12 protein-coding genes are annotated in these 14,931 nt (G+C 63.5%); 8 read left to right on the forward strand and 4 right to left on the reverse strand.

Annotated features, from left to right (window positions below):
- Positions 1-27: 27 nt before the first annotated feature.
- Positions 28-1,575, reverse strand: a complete 1,548-nt coding sequence (locus tag HB777_18490; GenBank protein QND65700.1) for a DUF853 domain-containing protein — start codon at positions 1,573-1,575, stop codon at positions 28-30.
- A 313-nt stretch (positions 1,576-1,888) separates the two neighbouring features.
- Between HB777_18490 and HB777_18495 the strand changes: the two genes are divergently transcribed.
- From HB777_18495 to HB777_18505, 3 genes are all read left to right on the forward strand, one after another.
- Positions 1,889-3,331, forward strand: coding sequence for a methylmalonyl-CoA mutase (locus HB777_18495; protein QND65701.1), 1,443 nt, complete (start codon positions 1,889-1,891; stop codon positions 3,329-3,331).
- The gene (scpA, locus tag HB777_18500; GenBank protein QND65702.1) at positions 3,328-5,451 is read left to right on the forward strand and encodes a methylmalonyl-CoA mutase; all 2,124 of its coding nucleotides are present in this window, start codon (positions 3,328-3,330) and stop codon (positions 5,449-5,451) included. Before HB777_18495 ends, scpA begins: the two co-directional genes overlap by 4 nt.
- 61 nt (positions 5,452-5,512) lie before the next feature.
- Positions 5,513-5,737 (forward strand): AbrB/MazE/SpoVT family DNA-binding domain-containing protein, encoded by a 225-nt coding sequence (locus HB777_18505; GenBank protein QND65703.1) that lies wholly within the window; start codon positions 5,513-5,515, stop codon positions 5,735-5,737.
- Positions 5,738-5,769: 32 nt separating this feature from the next.
- On the opposite strand, the gene greA is transcribed toward HB777_18505, so the two are convergent.
- Entirely contained in the window at positions 5,770-6,243 is a 474-nt protein-coding gene (gene greA / locus HB777_18510) for a transcription elongation factor GreA (GenBank protein ID QND65704.1), read from the reverse strand.
- Between the two features lie 121 nt (positions 6,244-6,364).
- Here greA and HB777_18515 point away from each other — a divergent pair, with 121 nt between their 5' ends.
- Positions 6,365-7,741: a TIGR03808 family TAT-translocated repetitive protein gene (locus HB777_18515; GenBank protein QND65705.1), complete on the forward strand. Its 1,377-nt coding sequence runs from the start codon at positions 6,365-6,367 to the stop codon at positions 7,739-7,741.
- Here HB777_18515 and HB777_18520 read toward each other — a convergent pair.
- Both HB777_18520 and HB777_18525 read right to left on the reverse strand, forming a co-directional pair.
- On the reverse strand, positions 7,734-8,738 hold the full coding sequence (locus tag HB777_18520) for an asparaginase (GenBank protein ID QND65706.1): 1,005 nt from the start codon (positions 8,736-8,738) through the stop codon (positions 7,734-7,736). The two genes, HB777_18515 and HB777_18520, sit on opposite strands and share 8 nt — an antisense overlap.
- Positions 8,739-8,763: 25 nt before the next feature.
- Positions 8,764-9,930: an acetyl-CoA acetyltransferase gene (locus tag HB777_18525; protein QND65707.1), complete on the reverse strand. Its 1,167-nt coding sequence runs from the start codon at positions 9,928-9,930 to the stop codon at positions 8,764-8,766.
- Between the two features lie 200 nt (positions 9,931-10,130).
- Between HB777_18525 and betI the strand changes: the two genes are divergently transcribed.
- From betI to betA, 4 genes are read left to right on the forward strand one after another with little or no spacing between them, the layout of a single operon-like run.
- On the forward strand, positions 10,131-10,721 hold the full coding sequence (betI, locus tag HB777_18530) for a transcriptional regulator BetI (protein QND65708.1): 591 nt from the start codon (positions 10,131-10,133) through the stop codon (positions 10,719-10,721).
- Positions 10,718-12,247 carry a choline-sulfatase gene (gene betC / locus HB777_18535; GenBank protein QND65709.1) on the forward strand — a complete coding sequence of 510 codons (1,530 nt, stop codon included), beginning with the start codon at positions 10,718-10,720 and terminating at the stop codon, positions 12,245-12,247. The genes betI and betC overlap by 4 nt, the downstream gene beginning before the upstream one ends.
- Positions 12,244-13,248, forward strand: a complete 1,005-nt coding sequence (locus HB777_18540) for a threonine/serine dehydratase (protein ID QND65710.1) — start codon at positions 12,244-12,246, stop codon at positions 13,246-13,248. Before betC ends, HB777_18540 begins: the two co-directional genes overlap by 4 nt.
- Positions 13,241-14,893, forward strand: a complete 1,653-nt coding sequence (gene betA, locus HB777_18545) for a choline dehydrogenase (protein QND65711.1) — start codon at positions 13,241-13,243, stop codon at positions 14,891-14,893. The genes HB777_18540 and betA overlap by 8 nt, the downstream gene beginning before the upstream one ends.
- The last annotated feature ends 38 nt before the right edge of the window (positions 14,894-14,931 follow it).

Genomic DNA, 14,931 nt, shown 5'->3' on the forward strand with positions numbered 1-14,931 from the left:
GCAGTGGCGACGCCGCTGCCTCAAGTCCTACCTGCCCCTCGACAAACTCCCCAAAATCCCGCGCACGATCGCCCGGCCGACCGACGAGCCGACCGAGCGCACCACCGACTTGATCGCCGCCTCGGCCACGGTCTGGCGATTGGACGGGCGCGGTGAAGACGTGCGCCTGCCACCGGATTGCGGCGCGGGATCGTCATTGCCGAAACCCGGAATGGTCCAGCGCGAGCCGCCGCTGCCGGCCTGCTGGGCCTGCTCTTCGGCATCCTGCGCGTCCTTGGCCTTTTTCTGCAGCATTTCGAAAGCCGATTCGCGATCGATGACCTGGTCGTACTGGCCGGTGACAGGGCTTTCCTGGATCAGCTTTTGCCGCTCGGCGGCTGTTATGGGCCCAAGCCGCGAGGATGGCGGGCGGATCAGTGTCCGCTGCACCATGGATGGAACACCCTTGGCCTCCAGCGTCGAGACCAACGCCTCGCCGGTGGCGAGCTGGGTAATGGCGGTCATGCAGTCGAAATCGGGATTTGGCCGGAACGTCTCGGCCGCAGTCCTCACCGCCTGCTGTTCACGCGGCGTATAGGCGCGCAGCGCGTGCTGGACGCGATTGCCGAGCTGGGCCAGGACCTTTTCAGGGATATCCAAAGGGTTCTGCGTGACGAAATAGACGCCGACGCCTTTCGAACGGATCAGGCGGACCACTTGTTCGACGCGATCGATCAGCACTTTGGGCGCTTCGTCGAACAGAAGATGCGCCTCGTCGAAGAAGAACACCAGTTTCGGCTTGTCGGGATCGCCGACTTCCGGCAGCACTTCGAACAGTTCCGACATCAGCCACAACAGGAAGGTCGCGTAGAGCCGCGGGTTCATCATCAGCTTGTCGGCGGCGAGCACACTGATGGCGCCGCGTCCGTCGCGTGTTGTGCGCATGATGTCGGCGATGCGCAGTGCCGGCTCGCCGAAGAAGTTTGCCGCGCCCTGCTGCTCCAGGACGAGCAGCGTGCGCTGGATGGCCCCGACCGACGGCTTCGTCACATTGCCGTAGCGCGAGCCGATCTCGTCGGCGCGCTCGGCGATGTTGGCCAGCAGCGCCTGCAGATCCTTCATGTCGAGCAGCAGCAGGCCTTCTTCGTCCGCCAGGCGGAAGGCGATGTTCATGATGCCTTCCTGCGCCTCGGTCAGGTTCATCAGGCGCGACAGCAACAACGGCCCCATTTCCGAGACCGTGGCGCGGATCGGATGGCCCTGTTCACCGAACAGGTCCCAGAAGATGACCGGAAATTCCTGGAAGTCATACGGGTCGAGCTTGATCTGCTCGGCTCGTTTGACCAGGAAATCCTGCGCCGTGCCCATCATGGCGATGCCGGACAGATCACCCTTGATGTCGGCGCAGAACACCGGCACGCCGGCATTGGAAAAACCTTCGGCCAGGATCTGCAAGGTGACGGTCTTGCCGGTACCCGTGGCGCCGGTCACCAGGCCGTGACGATTCCCATATTGCAGCAACAGCTGCTCGGCGCGCTGATAGCTGTCGTCAGGCTTGCGGCTGGCGCCGATGAAAATACTGGTGTCGTCAGCCATATGTCCGGTCTCCGCAAACTGATGTGTTTAAAGCCAGTGGCCTTGCCGCAGGTATAGTGAGGCCATTGCTGAGCGACAATGCCAATCGTTCAAAGCCAATCGTTCAAATCGGGGCCAACCCTCAAAATCGGTTTTTTGGAGCTTGCGGATTTTGCCGGCGTTTGGCAATCGTTCATGGTTCGTCCACGCAGACTGACCTATATCTGATGGATCGAGCTCAGTCTCTGAAAGCGCATTGCATTGCGATATCGGACCGGGGACCGTAGACTGAACCGCTCCCGGCTGGTGCGGCCGCATAAAACGAGGAAGACGGATGGGCGCCGGAGCCTTGATCCAGGACATTGAACCCGAGAACGCCGGGCGCCAACGATGGCTGGCCCTGGCGGAAAAGGCGCTGGCCGGCGCGTCCTTCGAGGAGAAGCTGGTCTCGCATAGCGATGACAACATCCGCATCGAACCGCTCTATGACCGCAGCACCGCCGCGGAACCGATCGTGCGCGCAAACCCGAAATTGCCCTGGATCGTCAGCCAGCGCATCGACGATCCGGATATTGACCGTGCCAGAACCCAGGCACTGGAGGACGTGGCACAAGGCGCCACGGGATTGTCGCTTGTCTTCGAAGGCGCACCGAACGCGTTCGGTTACGGCCTGCCAAGGACGGCGAAGGCACTGGAGACGGTGCTGGACGGCATACCGCTCAACCGCGTCCAGGTTCGCATCGACGCCCATCCCTGGAGCCGCGCCGTGGCCGACTGGCTGGTGGCGTTCCTGAGCAAGCGCCGTTCGGACCCGGCAAAGCTCAACCTCTCCTTCGGCATCGATCCGGCGGCCATCTTCGCCGGAACCGGCCGGCTGCGCATGTCGATCGAGGCTTTGCAGGCCTCGATGCCGCAGTCGCTGGCGCATTTCTTCTCGATGGGCGTTCCGGGCGTGCTGCTGGAGGCGGACGGGCGCGTATTCCACAACGCCGGCGCCACCGAAGCGCAGGAGCTTGGCATCATGCTGGCTTCGGCGGTTTCCTATCTCCGAATGTTCGAGACGGCGCGGCAGCCGCTTGTCTATGCCGCACCCCATATCGGCTTCGCGCTCAGCGTCGACCAGGACCAGTTGCTGTCGATGGCCAAGGTCAGGGCGCTGCGCAGGCTCTGGGCGCGGGTGCAGGAGGCTTGTTCGATCCCGACATCCACCGCCAATATCCATGCCGAGACGTCGTTTCGTATGATGACGGCGATGGACCCGGAGACCAACATCCTGCGCACCACCATCGCCTGCTTTGCCGCGGCGTCCGGCGGCGCCGATTCGATCTCCATCCTGCCGCACACGATCGCGCATGGCCTGCCGGCGGGTTTTGCCCGCCGCGTTGCCCGCAACGCGCAGCTGATCATGGCCAATGAAAGCCATATCGATCACGTCGCCGATCCTGCCTATGGCTCCGGCGCGGTCGAAGCGCTGACTGCGGAACTCTGCGAGAAGGCCTGGGCGGAATTGCAGACAATCGAGGCCGAGGGCGGCGTGTTGTCCAGCCTTCAGGACGGACATATCCAGAAGCGCGTTCACGCCTCGGCGGCGCAGCGCAACGCGGCCTACCAGGCAGGCGAGCGGGCCATCATCGGCACCACGCTCTATCCCCTGAAAAACGAACGGCCAGTCGAGACGCTGGCGGCGGAACGGCGGCCGGCCTTCACCGAAGGCGTTGCCGTCTGCGAACCCCTGTTTCCAGTCCGCATCGACCAATCGATCGGAGCCGCCTCTTGATCCCGGATTTCGGTCAGATCGGCTGGGTGCCGCCACGCCGCGTACCTGTCGAGATCAAGGGGCAGCGGACGACACCGGAAGGGCTCGTCGCCAAGCATCTGTACAATCAAAGCGACCTCAAGGGGTTGCCGCATCTCGACACCTATCCCGGCCTGCCGCCCTTCGTGCGCGGCCCCTACCCGACCATGTATGTCCAGCAGCCCTGGACGATCCGGCAGTATGCAGGCTTCTCGACGGCCGAGGAATCCAACGCTTTCTACCGGCGCAACCTCGCCGCCGGCCAGAAGGGACTGTCGGTTGCCTTCGATCTTGCCACGCATCGCGGCTATGACAGCGACCATCCGCGCGTTGCGGGTGACGTGGGCATGGCGGGCGTCGCCATCGATTCCATCCTCGACATGCGGCAGCTCTTCGACGGCATTCCGCTCGGCGAGATGACCGTGTCGATGACGATGAACGGCGCGGTGCTGCCGATCATGGCGCTCTACATCGTCGCGGCGGAAGAACAGGGCGTTGCGCAGAAGGATCTTGCCGGCACCATTCAGAACGACATTCTGAAGGAGTTCATGGTCCGCAACACCTACATCTATCCGCCAAAACCCTCGATGCGGATCGTGTCGGATATCTTCTCCTACACGTCGAAGAACATGCCGAAGTTCAATTCGATATCGATCTCCGGCTATCACATGCAGGAGGCCGGCGCGACGGCCGACCTCGAACTCGCCTATACGATCGCCGACGGCATCGAATATGCCCGCGCCGGCGTGGCGGCAGGCCTCGACATCGACCGCTTTGCGCCGCGCCTGTCCTTCTTCTGGGCGATCGGCATGAACTTCTTCATGGAAGTCGCCAAGCTGCGGGCCGCGCGCCTGCTGTGGGCGACCCTGATGCAGAAGAATTTTTCGCCGAAGGACGAGCGTTCGCTGTCGCTGCGCACCCATTGCCAGACCTCGGGCTGGTCGCTGACGGCGCAGGACCCCTACAACAACATCATCCGCACCATGATCGAGGCGATGGCGGCAACGCAGGGCCACACGCAGTCGCTGCACACCAATTCCTTCGACGAGGCGATGGCGCTGCCGACCGACCATTCGGCGCGCATCGCCCGCAACACCCAGCTCATCCTGCAAATGGAATCCGGCACCACGCGCGTCATCGACCCGTGGGGCGGTTCGGCCTATCTCGAACGGCTGACGCATGACCTGGCAGCGCGAGCGCTTGCCCATATCGAGGAGGTCGAGGCGCTCGGCGGCATCGCCGCCGCGACCGAACAGGGCATTCCCAAGCTGCGCATCGAGGAAGCCGCCGCGCGCACGCAGGCGCGCATCGATTCCGGTGAGCAGATGCTGGTCGGCGTCAACGCCCATCGCCCCGAGACCGACATCGAGGTCGACGTACTGAAGATCGACAATGCCGAAGTCAGGGCCCGGCAATTGTCGAAGCTGCAACGGCTGAAGGGCACACGCGACGTCGGCGCGGTCGAGAGCGCACTCGATGCGCTTACCCGTGCCGCGCAAGGCAATGAAAACCTGCTGGAGTTCGCCATCCGCGCCGCGCGCGCCAATGCCACGGTCGGTGAAATCTCGTTTGCGCTGGAGAAAGTCTTTGGCCGCCACGTCGCCACGGTGCAGACCATTTCCGGCGTCTATCGCAAGGCGCTTGGCGATAATTCCGTCGTCGACAGCCTGCAGGACAAGCTTGAAGCCTTCGAGAAGAAATCCGGCGGCAAGCCGCGCATTCTCGTTGCCAAGATGGGACAGGACGGCCACGACCGTGGCCAGAAGGTCATCGCCACGGCCTTCGCCGATCTCGGTTTCGACGTCACCGTCGGCGCGATGTTCCAGACACCGGACGAGATCGCCAGGCTGGCGGTCGCACAGGACGTCCATATCGTCGGCGCCTCGTCGCTGGCGGCGGGACATCTGACGTTGATCCCCGAACTGCGCGACGCGCTGAAAAAGCTCGGCCGAGGCGACATGCTGATCGTCGCCGGCGGCGTCATTCCACCGCAGGATTATGACGCGGTGCTGCAAGCGGGTGCTGCTGAGATCTTCCCGCCGGGCACGGTCATACCGGAAGCAGCGGATCGCTTGCTGGACCGGCTGCTGGCCACGGAGTAGGGTTGCTGCATCTCTAAAAAGGTTGTGCTAGACTGAAGCCTACAACCAAGGCGCAGTAACCGTGAAGACGATCATCCACAAGCTCGACGACGGATCAGAAGCCCTAATCTTGCCACGGGAAATGCTGGACAGCTTGAATCTGCAATCGGGCGATCAGCTCCAGATCATCGAAACTGATGACGGCATCATTTTAAGACCGGTGGCCGACAGGTTCGAACGGCAGATGAAGGCCGCACGCGAGGTCATGGACAAGTATCAGGTCGGGCTTCAGAAACTCGCCAAGTGATCCGCCAATCGATGCAGTGGATTTGAAACGTCCTAGCTCTCCGACAGCTTGACGATTTCCCATTCCTTGCCGTTGACGCTTGCCACGTCGCCGACCTTCTTGCCGAACAAGGCAACTGCCATCGGCGACACATGGGAAATCGTCCCCTTGGCCGGATCAGCCTCGTCTTCGCCGACGATTTTCCAGTGTACCTTCCTGCCGTCATCGCCCTCAAGCGTGACGCCCATGCCGAAGCGCACCAGGTCGCTGCCCGGCTCCGGCACGGAGAGCTCGGCGCTTTCACGCCGGGCGGTCCAATAGCGCAGGTCACGCGACACAACCGCGATGCGCTCGCGATCCGCTTTCCGTTCGGCCTTCGCCAATATGTCGCGCAAGTCGGTGAGATTGTCCTCGATCTGCGCCAGGCCGTGCTCCGTCACCAGATTGCGGTGCTGGCTGACCGGCCGCTCACCGACACCGGCAATAGCGTTTTCGCTGTCTTCCTCGCGGGTAAAAGCTCTGCTCATTCCGTGAACTTAGGCGCGGAAAGCCTGCTCGACAAGCCATTGTCTCTGCCCTCGAGAGGAGAGGCAGACCGTCTGGCACGATTCCTGCGACGTCTGAGTTGAACGCTGGGATTCTGTGCCGATGTTGAACAGACGAACGCTGCTGACTGGAACCGCCGGCTTTGCCGTCATGGGCCTTGCGCTTGGCAAGGCTGCGGCCGCAAGCCTGACCGGCATCGAGAAAGCCTCGATGCGTGGCTCGATCAATGCCACCGAACTCGGCGTGCAGCCCGGCACATCAGACGATCAGAGCAAGGCCTTCGCCAAGCTGCTGCGCGACGCCAACGACCGCGACATGCCGGTGTTCCTGCCTCCGGGCACCTATGTCGTCTCCAACCTCTCGCTGCCTGGCCGCGTGCGTCTTTCCGGCGTGCCGGGCGCAACGCGGATCGTCTATGGCGGCGACGGCCACCTGTTCTTGACTGAGCAGGCCGACCATATCGAATTCAGCGGGCTGGTCTTTGATGGCTCGAACCGCACGATGGGCGATTATGCGCAAGGGCTGCTCGATCTGCGGAGGATCGCGCATCTGGTCGTCGACAATTGCCAGATCACCGGCAGCGGCAAGAACGGACTGGCGCTGGAACACGCGACGGGCCGGGTCGAGCGCTCGGACATATCGGGGGCTGCCGATGCCGGTATCTATTCGGTCGAGGCCGGCGGGCTGGCGATATCAGGCAACACCGTCTCCGACTGCGCCAATGGCGGCATCCTCGTGCACCGCTGGCAAGCGGCGGAAGACGGCACCATGGTCACCGGCAACCGCGTTCAACGGATCCAGGCACGCAGTGGCGGAACCGGGCAGAACGGCAACGGCATCAACGCCTTTCGCGCCGGCAATGTCGTCATCTCGGGCAACATCGTCTCCGACTGCGCCTTCTCGGCGATCCGGGCCAACAGCGCCAGCAACCTGCAGATATCGGGCAACACCTGCTCGCGCTCGGGCGAAACGGCGGTCTATTCCGAATTCTCGTTCGAAGGCGCCATCATCAGCAACAACATCGTCGACGGCGCCGCCAACGGCATCTCGATCGTCAATTTCAACGAAGGCGGCCGCATGGGCGTCTGCTCGGGCAACATCGTGCGCAATCTGTCGACCAGCGGCCCCTACCCCGCCGACTCGCCAGGGTTTGGTGTCGGCATCGGCGTCGAAGCAGACACCACCGTTTCCAACAACGTCATCGAAAACGCGCCGCTCTACGGCATGCAGATCGGCTGGGGCCCGTACCTGCGCAATGTCGTCGCCACCGGCAACATCATCCGCAAGGCCGGAACCGGGATCGTCGTATCCGTGGTCGAGGGCGCCGGTACGGCCATCATTTCAGACAATGTCATCGACGGCGCCCTGAACGGCGCCATTGTCGGCCAGCGCTGGGCCGAGCCGGCGACGGGCGACCTCGCCTCGTCAAACGATAGCGGCTATGCGCATCTGACCGTCGAGCGCAATCACGTCAGCTGAAGGCTGCTGTCGGCCTCAGGCCCCCGACTTTGGCACCGTTCCGGCTTTCGATGGGCGCGTTTGCCAGTTGGCTCAGCTTTGACGCCAGGGCCTCGTCGGCGCGCAACAATTTGGCAAGAACGGCGGCAACCATGGCTCCGCCGGCGCGGCCGGCGCCGTCATCACATTTGAGTGCGATGCCAAAGCCAAGTTCCGGAATTGCGGCACAATGGACGCCTTCGGCGCCGCCTTTCGTGAAAATCCGCCCTGGTGCGGCCTCCATCAGCGCGACGTCTTCGCGGCCACTGCCGGCAACGAAGAAGGGTTCGGCCATACAGGCGGCCAGCAGCCGCCTCGCGGCCTTGGCTCGCTCGGGACCAAAACCTGATGTCGTGGCCATGCGGGCAAAGCCGAGCGCGAAGCTCCGGAGCGGCACCGCATAGGTCGGGATCGAGCATCCATCGATGGCCCGCTCATCCGCGCCGTGGACGGCGCCCGTGACCGCTTGCATGGCGTCGCGCACCATCTCCTGCAGGCCGTGCCCCGGCTTGACATAGCCGCGATGCGCAATGCCGGCGTGGACGCAGGTGCAGAGGAAGCCGGAATGCTTGCCGGAGCAATTGTTATGCAATGCGTTCGGCGAACCGCCGCCGCGGGCGAGCGCAATCTCGGCGTCATGATTGGACGGCCAATGCGTGCCGCATTCGAGCGCTGATCCGTCCAGCCCGGCCTTGGCCAGCATGGATCGCGCCAGTTCGACATGTGCCGGCTCGCCCGAATGAGACGCACAGGCAAGCGCCAGTTCGCGATTGCCGAAGCCATAGGCGTCGGCCGCGCCGCTTTCGACCAGCGGCAATGCCTGGATTGCCTTGACCGCCGAGCGCGGGAACACCGGCTTCGAGGTGTCGCCAATCTCCCAGACCGGTTTGCCGTCGCCATCGAAGACCGCGACTGAGCCACGATGCGCGCTCTCGACGATCGCGCCGCGCAAGACTTCGATCAGAACCGGATTTGTCATGAACCCTCCCGTAAATGCGGGCGGTTTACCTGATCCGGTCGAGAATGGAAACGTAGTTGGCGACCGCCGCGCCACCCATGTTGAAGATGCCGCCAAGCTTTGCGCCCGGCACCTGGATGCCGCCGGCCTCGCCAACAAGCTGCATGGCGGTCAACACATGCATCGACACGCCCGTGGCGCCGATCGGATGGCCCTTGGCCTTCAGCCCGCCGGACGGATTGACCGGCAGACGGCCGTCCTTCGCCGTTGTGCCGTCCAGCGCCAGCCTGGCGCCCTCGCCCGGCTTGGCAAGGCCCATCGCCTCATATTCGATCAGTTCGGCAATGGTGAAGCAGTCATGCGTTTCAACGAAGGAGAGATCGTCGAGCGTCACGCCGGCGTTCTTAAGCGCCCGGGTCCAGGCCTGCTCGCAGCCCTCGAAGGTCAGGATGTCGCGCTTCGACATCGGCAGGAAATCCTGCACATGCTCGTTGGCGCGGAAGGCAACGGCACGACGCATCTTCAGTGCCGTCGCGGTGTCGGCGAGGATAAGGGCAGCGGCGCCATCGGAGACCAGCGAACAGTCCGTGCGCTTCAAGGGACCGGCGACGAACGGGTTCTTCTCGCTCTCCTGGCGGCAGAACTCATAGCCGAAATCCTTGCGCATCTGCGCATAGGGGTTGTCGACGCCGTTCTTGTGGTTCTTGGCGGCAATCATGGCGAGCGCGTCCGACTGGTCGCCATAACGCTGGAAATAGGCCTGCGCGATCTTGCCGAAGACGCCGGCGAAACCCGCAGGCGTGTCACCATCCTCGGGCAGATAGGACGCCTTGAGCAGGTTCTTGCCGATCTCTGGGCCGGGCGTCGTCGTCATCTGCTCGGCGCCGACCACCAGCACGATGCGGGCGGCATTGGCGTCGATGGCGCGGATGCCTTGGCGGACCGCCGCCGATCCGGTGGCACAAGCGTTCTCGACGCGCGTCGCCGGCTTGAAGCGCAGCCGGTCGTCGGCCTGAAGCACCAGGCTGGCGGTGAAATCCTGCGCCGAAAAGCCGGCGTTGAAGTGGCCGAGCACGATCTCGTCGACCTCGTCGGGACCGATGCCGGCATGGTCGAGCGCGTCCGTTGCCACCTTGACGATGAGGTTTTCGAGCGTTTCACCCTCAAGCTTGCCGAAGCGCGAATGCGCCCAGCCAACGATGCATGCGGTCATGGCGGTCTCCATCCTTGGCGCCAGCCTAGCATGTGGGCTCACGGCGCACTTTGCGTTTATTGTTCAAATATAAACAATCATCACCGCATCGGAAAGGGCCGGGACCAGACAATCGCTTGGTACAGGCAAAGCCAGTGCCGATTTTTTTGTTGATTGACCCGTCAATAAAAAATAATCCTGCTTCAAAGGATCATAGTGAGATGCCGAAAGTCGGAATGGAGCCATTGCGCCGCAAGGCGCTCATCGACGCGACGATCTCGGCGATCGGCGAGCGCGGTTCGCTCGACGTGACCATGTCCGAGATCGCCGGACGCGCCGGCGTTTCCTCGGCTCTTGCCCATCATTATTTCGGCGCCAAGGACGAATTGCTGCTGGCGACGATGCGGCACATCCTGTCCGAGCTTACCACCGATACGTTGCGCGCCCTTGGTTCGGCTGCCACCCCGCGTCAACGCGTTTCGGCGGTGGTGGCCGTCAATTTCTCCGACATCCAGTTCCAACCGGAAACCATCGCTGCCTGGCTTGCCTTCTATGTCGAGGCACAGAAGTCCCCGGCCTTGCGCCGGCTGCTCAGGGTCTATGCACGGCGGCTGCATTCAAACCTGATGAGCGGGCTGACCGGCATCTTGCCCAGAACCGAAGCCGACCGCGTCGCCGAAGCGACGGCGGCGATGATCGACGGGCTCTACATCAGGCGCGCATTGAAGGACGGCGTGCCTGATGCCGCGACCGCGATCGCGCTGGTCGAGGACTATCTCGAAACCAAACTTGGGGAGCGGCTTAAACAGTGACAATTCAGCGACCCAATTTCCTGATCGTCATGGTTGACCAGCTCAACGGGACCTTGTTTCCGGATGGGCCGGCGGAGTTTCTGCATACACCGCATCTGAAGGCATTGGCCGCACGTTCGGCGCGCTTTGCCAACAACTACACCGCCTCGCCGCTCTGCGCGCCGGGCCGTGCCTCGTTCATGAGCGGACAATTGCCGTCGCGCACCGGCGTCTATGACAATGCGGCCGAATTCGCCTCATCGATCCCGACTTTCGCCCATCATCTGCGCGCCGCCGGCTACTACACCTGCCTCTCGGGCAAGATGCATTTCGTCGGGCCGGATCAGTTGCACGGTTTCGAGGAGCGGCTGACCACCGACATCTACCCGGCCGATTTCGGCTGGACGCCGGATTACCGCAAGCCCGGCGAGCGTATCGACTGGTGGTATCACAATCTGGGCTCGGTGACCGGCGCCGGCGCTGCCGAGATCACCAACCAGATGGAGTATGACGACGAGGTCGTGTTCCTCGCCACGCAGAAGCTCTATCAGCTTTCGCGCGAACAGGACGATGCAAACCATCGGCCCTGGTGCCTGACCGTTTCGCTGTCGCACCCGCACGATCCCTATGTTGCGCGCAAGCAGTATTGGGATCTCTATGAGCATTGCCAGGCGCTGGATCCGGAAACCGGGTTCATCGCGCATGACGAGCAGGATGCGCATTCCCGGCGGCTGTACCACGCCAGCGACTATCCCTCTTTCGAGATCACGCCGGAGCAGGTGCGTCGTTCGCGGCGCGGCTATTTCGCCAACATCTCCTATGTCGACGACAAGCTCGGCGAGCTTCTGGACGTTCTCGAGCGCACCCGCATGGCCGACGACACCATCATCCTGTTCTGCTCGGACCATGGCGACATGCTCGGCGAACGCGGCCTGTGGTTCAAGATGAGCTTCTTCGAGGGTTCAGCGCGGGTGCCGCTGATGATTGCCGGCAAGGGCGTTCGCGCCGGACGGATCGAGACACCGGTCTCCAATCTCGACGTGGCGCCGACGCTTTGCGACCTCGCCGGCATCGATATCGCTGCGATCGCGCCGTGGACCGACGGCCAGTCGCTGCTGCCGCTCACCGAAGGCATCAAGCGCGCCGCACCTGTCTTGATGGAGTATGCCGCCGAAGGGTCCAACGCGCCCTTGGTGGCGATCCGTGACGGCAGATACAAATTCGTCCATTGCGAACTCGATCCGCCGCAACTGTTCGATCTCGAAGCCGATCCGCTCGAGCGAAACAATCTGGCCGACGATCCCGCCAATGCGGGCCTGGTGGCGGCATACATGGACAAGGTGCAGGCGCGCTGGGACATGGCCGGCTTCGACGCCGCCGTGCGCGAAAGCCAGGCGCGCCGCTGGGTCGTCTATCCGGCGCTGCGCAACGGCGCCTACTACCCCTGGGATTTCCAACCCCTGCAAAAAGCGTCCGAGCGTTACATGCGCAATCACATGAACCTCGACAATCTCGAAGAGAGCAAAAGGTATCCGCGAGGCGAATGATGTCAGACCTTCTCGTCCCCTCCCTCGATCATCTCAAGCAGGCCTATGCCGTAACATCCAGGGCGACGCAGATCACGCCGCTGCTGGAATCGACGGCGCTAGCCCGCGAGACGGGTGCGGCCCGCGTCTTCATCAAGCCGGAATCGCTGCAATGGGCCGGCTCGTTCAAGGTGCGCGGCGCGTATTGGCGGCTGAAGCAGCTTTCACCCGATGAGGCGAAGAAGGGCGTCGTCGCCTACTCCTCCGGCAATTTCGCGCAAGGGCTGGCGGCCGCCGGCCAGGCACTCGGCATTCCCGTCACCATCGTCATGCCGATCGACGCACCGGCCGCCAAGCGCGACGCAACGGCGGGCTATGGCGCGCGCGTCGTGCTGACCGACCATGGCGAGCGGGCGCGGGAAGAAGTCGCCGCCGCCAAGGCGCGAGAAATCGCCGAGACAGAGGGGCTGGCGCTGCTGCATCCGTTCGACGATCCGGAGATCGTCGCCGGCCAGGCGGGCGCCGGCATCGAAGCGCTCGACCAGCTTGAGGCCAAGGGTGCAAGCGCCGACCTCTTGTTCTGCTCGGTCGGCGGCGGCGGGCTGATCGGCGGCGTTTCGCTCGCCTTCCACTATCTGTCGCCCGCCACTGAGATCATCGGTGTCGAGCCGGAAGGTTTCAACGGTATGGGCTCGTCGCTGGCACATGGCAGCATCGAGACGATGCCGATCGGGCCGAAATCGATCTGCGACGGGCTGATGTCGCGACGGCCGGGCGATGCTCCGTTTGCCGCGGTGAAGACGGCAGGTGTTCGCGGCATCACCGTCGATGATCAATCGGTACGCAGCGCCATGCGGATCGCCTTCGAGCGCATGAAGCTGGTGCTCGAACCGTCCGGCGCCGCCTCGCTGGCGGCACTGCTCGGCGGCAAGGTGAATGTGGCGGGCAAAACCGTCCTGGTTGTGGCTACCGGCGGCAATGTCTCGCTCGCCGATTTTATGGCGCATATGAACCATGCTTGAAGCAGATTTCGTCATCATCGGCTCCGGCTCGGCCGGCTCGGCCATGGCCTATCGCCTGTCCGAGGACGGCAAGCATTCGGTGATCGTCATCGAATTTGGCGGCACCGATATCGGGCCGCTGATCCAGATGCCGTCGGCGCTGTCGATCCCGCTCAACATGAGCCTCTATGACTGGGGCTTTGCCAGCGAGCCGGAGCCGCATCTGGGCGGCCGCGTGCTGGCGACACCGCGCGGCAAGGTCATCGGCGGCTCGTCCTCGATCAATGGCATGGTCTATGTGCGCGGCCACGCCCGCGACTTCGACCATTGGGCCGAAGACGGTGCGGCCGGTTGGGGCTTCGCCGACGTGCTCCCCTATTTCAAGCGCATGGAAGACTCGGACGGCGGCGAGGACGGCTGGCGGGGCAAAAGTGGTCCGCTGCACGTGCAGCGCGGCTCGCGGCGCAATCCGCTCTACGGCGCCTTCGTCGAGGCCGGCCGCCAGGCCGGGTTCGAACTGACCGACGACTACAATGGTTCCAAGCAGGAAGGGTTTGGGCCGATGGAGCAGACCATCAGCGGCGGCCGCCGCTGGTCGGCGGCTTCAGCCTATCTGAAGCCGGCGCTGAAGCGCAAAAACGTGAGTCTGGTCAAGGGCTTTGCGCGGCGGGTGATCATCGAGAATCAACGCGCCACCGGCGTCGAGATCGAAGCTCACAAACAGATTCAGGTCGTTAAGGCGCGACGTGAGGTGATCGTCGCCGCATCGTCGATCAACTCGCCCAAGATCCTGATGCTGTCCGGCATCGGCCCGGCCGAGCATTTGCGCGAAAACGGCATTGCCGTGGTGGCCGACCGGCCCGGCGTCGGCCGCAATCTGCAGGACCATATGGAGCTCTACATCCAGCAGGAGTCGACACAGCCGATCACGCTCAATTCGGTGCTGAACCCGTTCTCGAAAGCGCTCATCGGCGCTCAATGGCTGTTCTTCAAGACCGGCCTTGGCGCCACCAACCATTTCGAAGCGGCGGCCTTCGTGCGCTCACGTGCCGGCGTCGACTACCCCGATATCCAGTACCATTTCATCCCCGCGGCGGTCCGCTATGACGGCAAGGCGGCGGCCAAGTCGCACGGTTTCCAGGCCCATGTCGGGCCGATGCGCTCGAAGTCGCGCGGCTCGGTGACGCTGCGCTCGCCGGACCCGAAATCGCAGCCCGTGATCCGCTTCAACTACATGTCGCATCCTGACGACTGGACGGAGTTCCGCCACTGCATAAGGCTGACGCGCGAAATCTTCGGCCAGTCGGCGTTCGATGCCTATCGCGGCAAGGAAATCTCGCCGGGCAGCCACGTGCAGTCGGACGACGATCTCGACGTCTTCATCAGAGACCACGCCGAGAGCGCCTACCATCCTTGCGGCACCTGCAAGATGGGCCGCGCCGACGACATGATGAGCGTCGTCGATCCGGAATGCCGCGTCATCGGCGTCGATGGCTTGCGGGTCGCCGATTCCTCGATCTTCCCGCGTGTCACCAACGGCAACCTCAATGCGCCGTCGATCATGACCGGCGAGAAGGCATCCGACCACATCCTTGGCCGCACGCCGCTGGCGCCGTCCAACCAGGAACCATGGATCAATCCGCGCTGGCAGGTCGCGGATCGATAGGGCATTGTCGAACGGACGTGCTCCGCCATAGCGAATAC

Source organism: Mesorhizobium loti, assembly GCA_014189435.1.
In the GTDB taxonomy this organism is placed as follows: domain Bacteria; phylum Pseudomonadota; class Alphaproteobacteria; order Rhizobiales; family Rhizobiaceae; genus Mesorhizobium; species Mesorhizobium loti_G.

Coding starts and splice junctions, on each gene's coding strand:
- HB777_18490 (QND65700.1), bottom strand. CDS start 1,575: ATGGCTGACGACACCAGTATTTTCATCGGCGCCAGCCGCAAGCCTGAC.
- HB777_18495 (QND65701.1), top strand. CDS start 1,889: ATGGGCGCCGGAGCCTTGATCCAGGACATTGAACCCGAGAACGCCGGG.
- greA (QND65704.1), bottom strand. CDS start 6,243: ATGAGCAGAGCTTTTACCCGCGAGGAAGACAGCGAAAACGCTATTGCC.
- HB777_18515 (QND65705.1), top strand. CDS start 6,365: ATGTTGAACAGACGAACGCTGCTGACTGGAACCGCCGGCTTTGCCGTC.
- HB777_18520 (QND65706.1), bottom strand. CDS start 8,738: ATGACAAATCCGGTTCTGATCGAAGTCTTGCGCGGCGCGATCGTCGAG.
- HB777_18525 (QND65707.1), bottom strand. CDS start 9,930: ATGACCGCATGCATCGTTGGCTGGGCGCATTCGCGCTTCGGCAAGCTT.
- betI (QND65708.1), top strand. CDS start 10,131: ATGCCGAAAGTCGGAATGGAGCCATTGCGCCGCAAGGCGCTCATCGAC.
- HB777_18540 (QND65710.1), top strand. CDS start 12,244: ATGATGTCAGACCTTCTCGTCCCCTCCCTCGATCATCTCAAGCAGGCC.
- betA (QND65711.1), top strand. CDS start 13,241: ATGCTTGAAGCAGATTTCGTCATCATCGGCTCCGGCTCGGCCGGCTCG.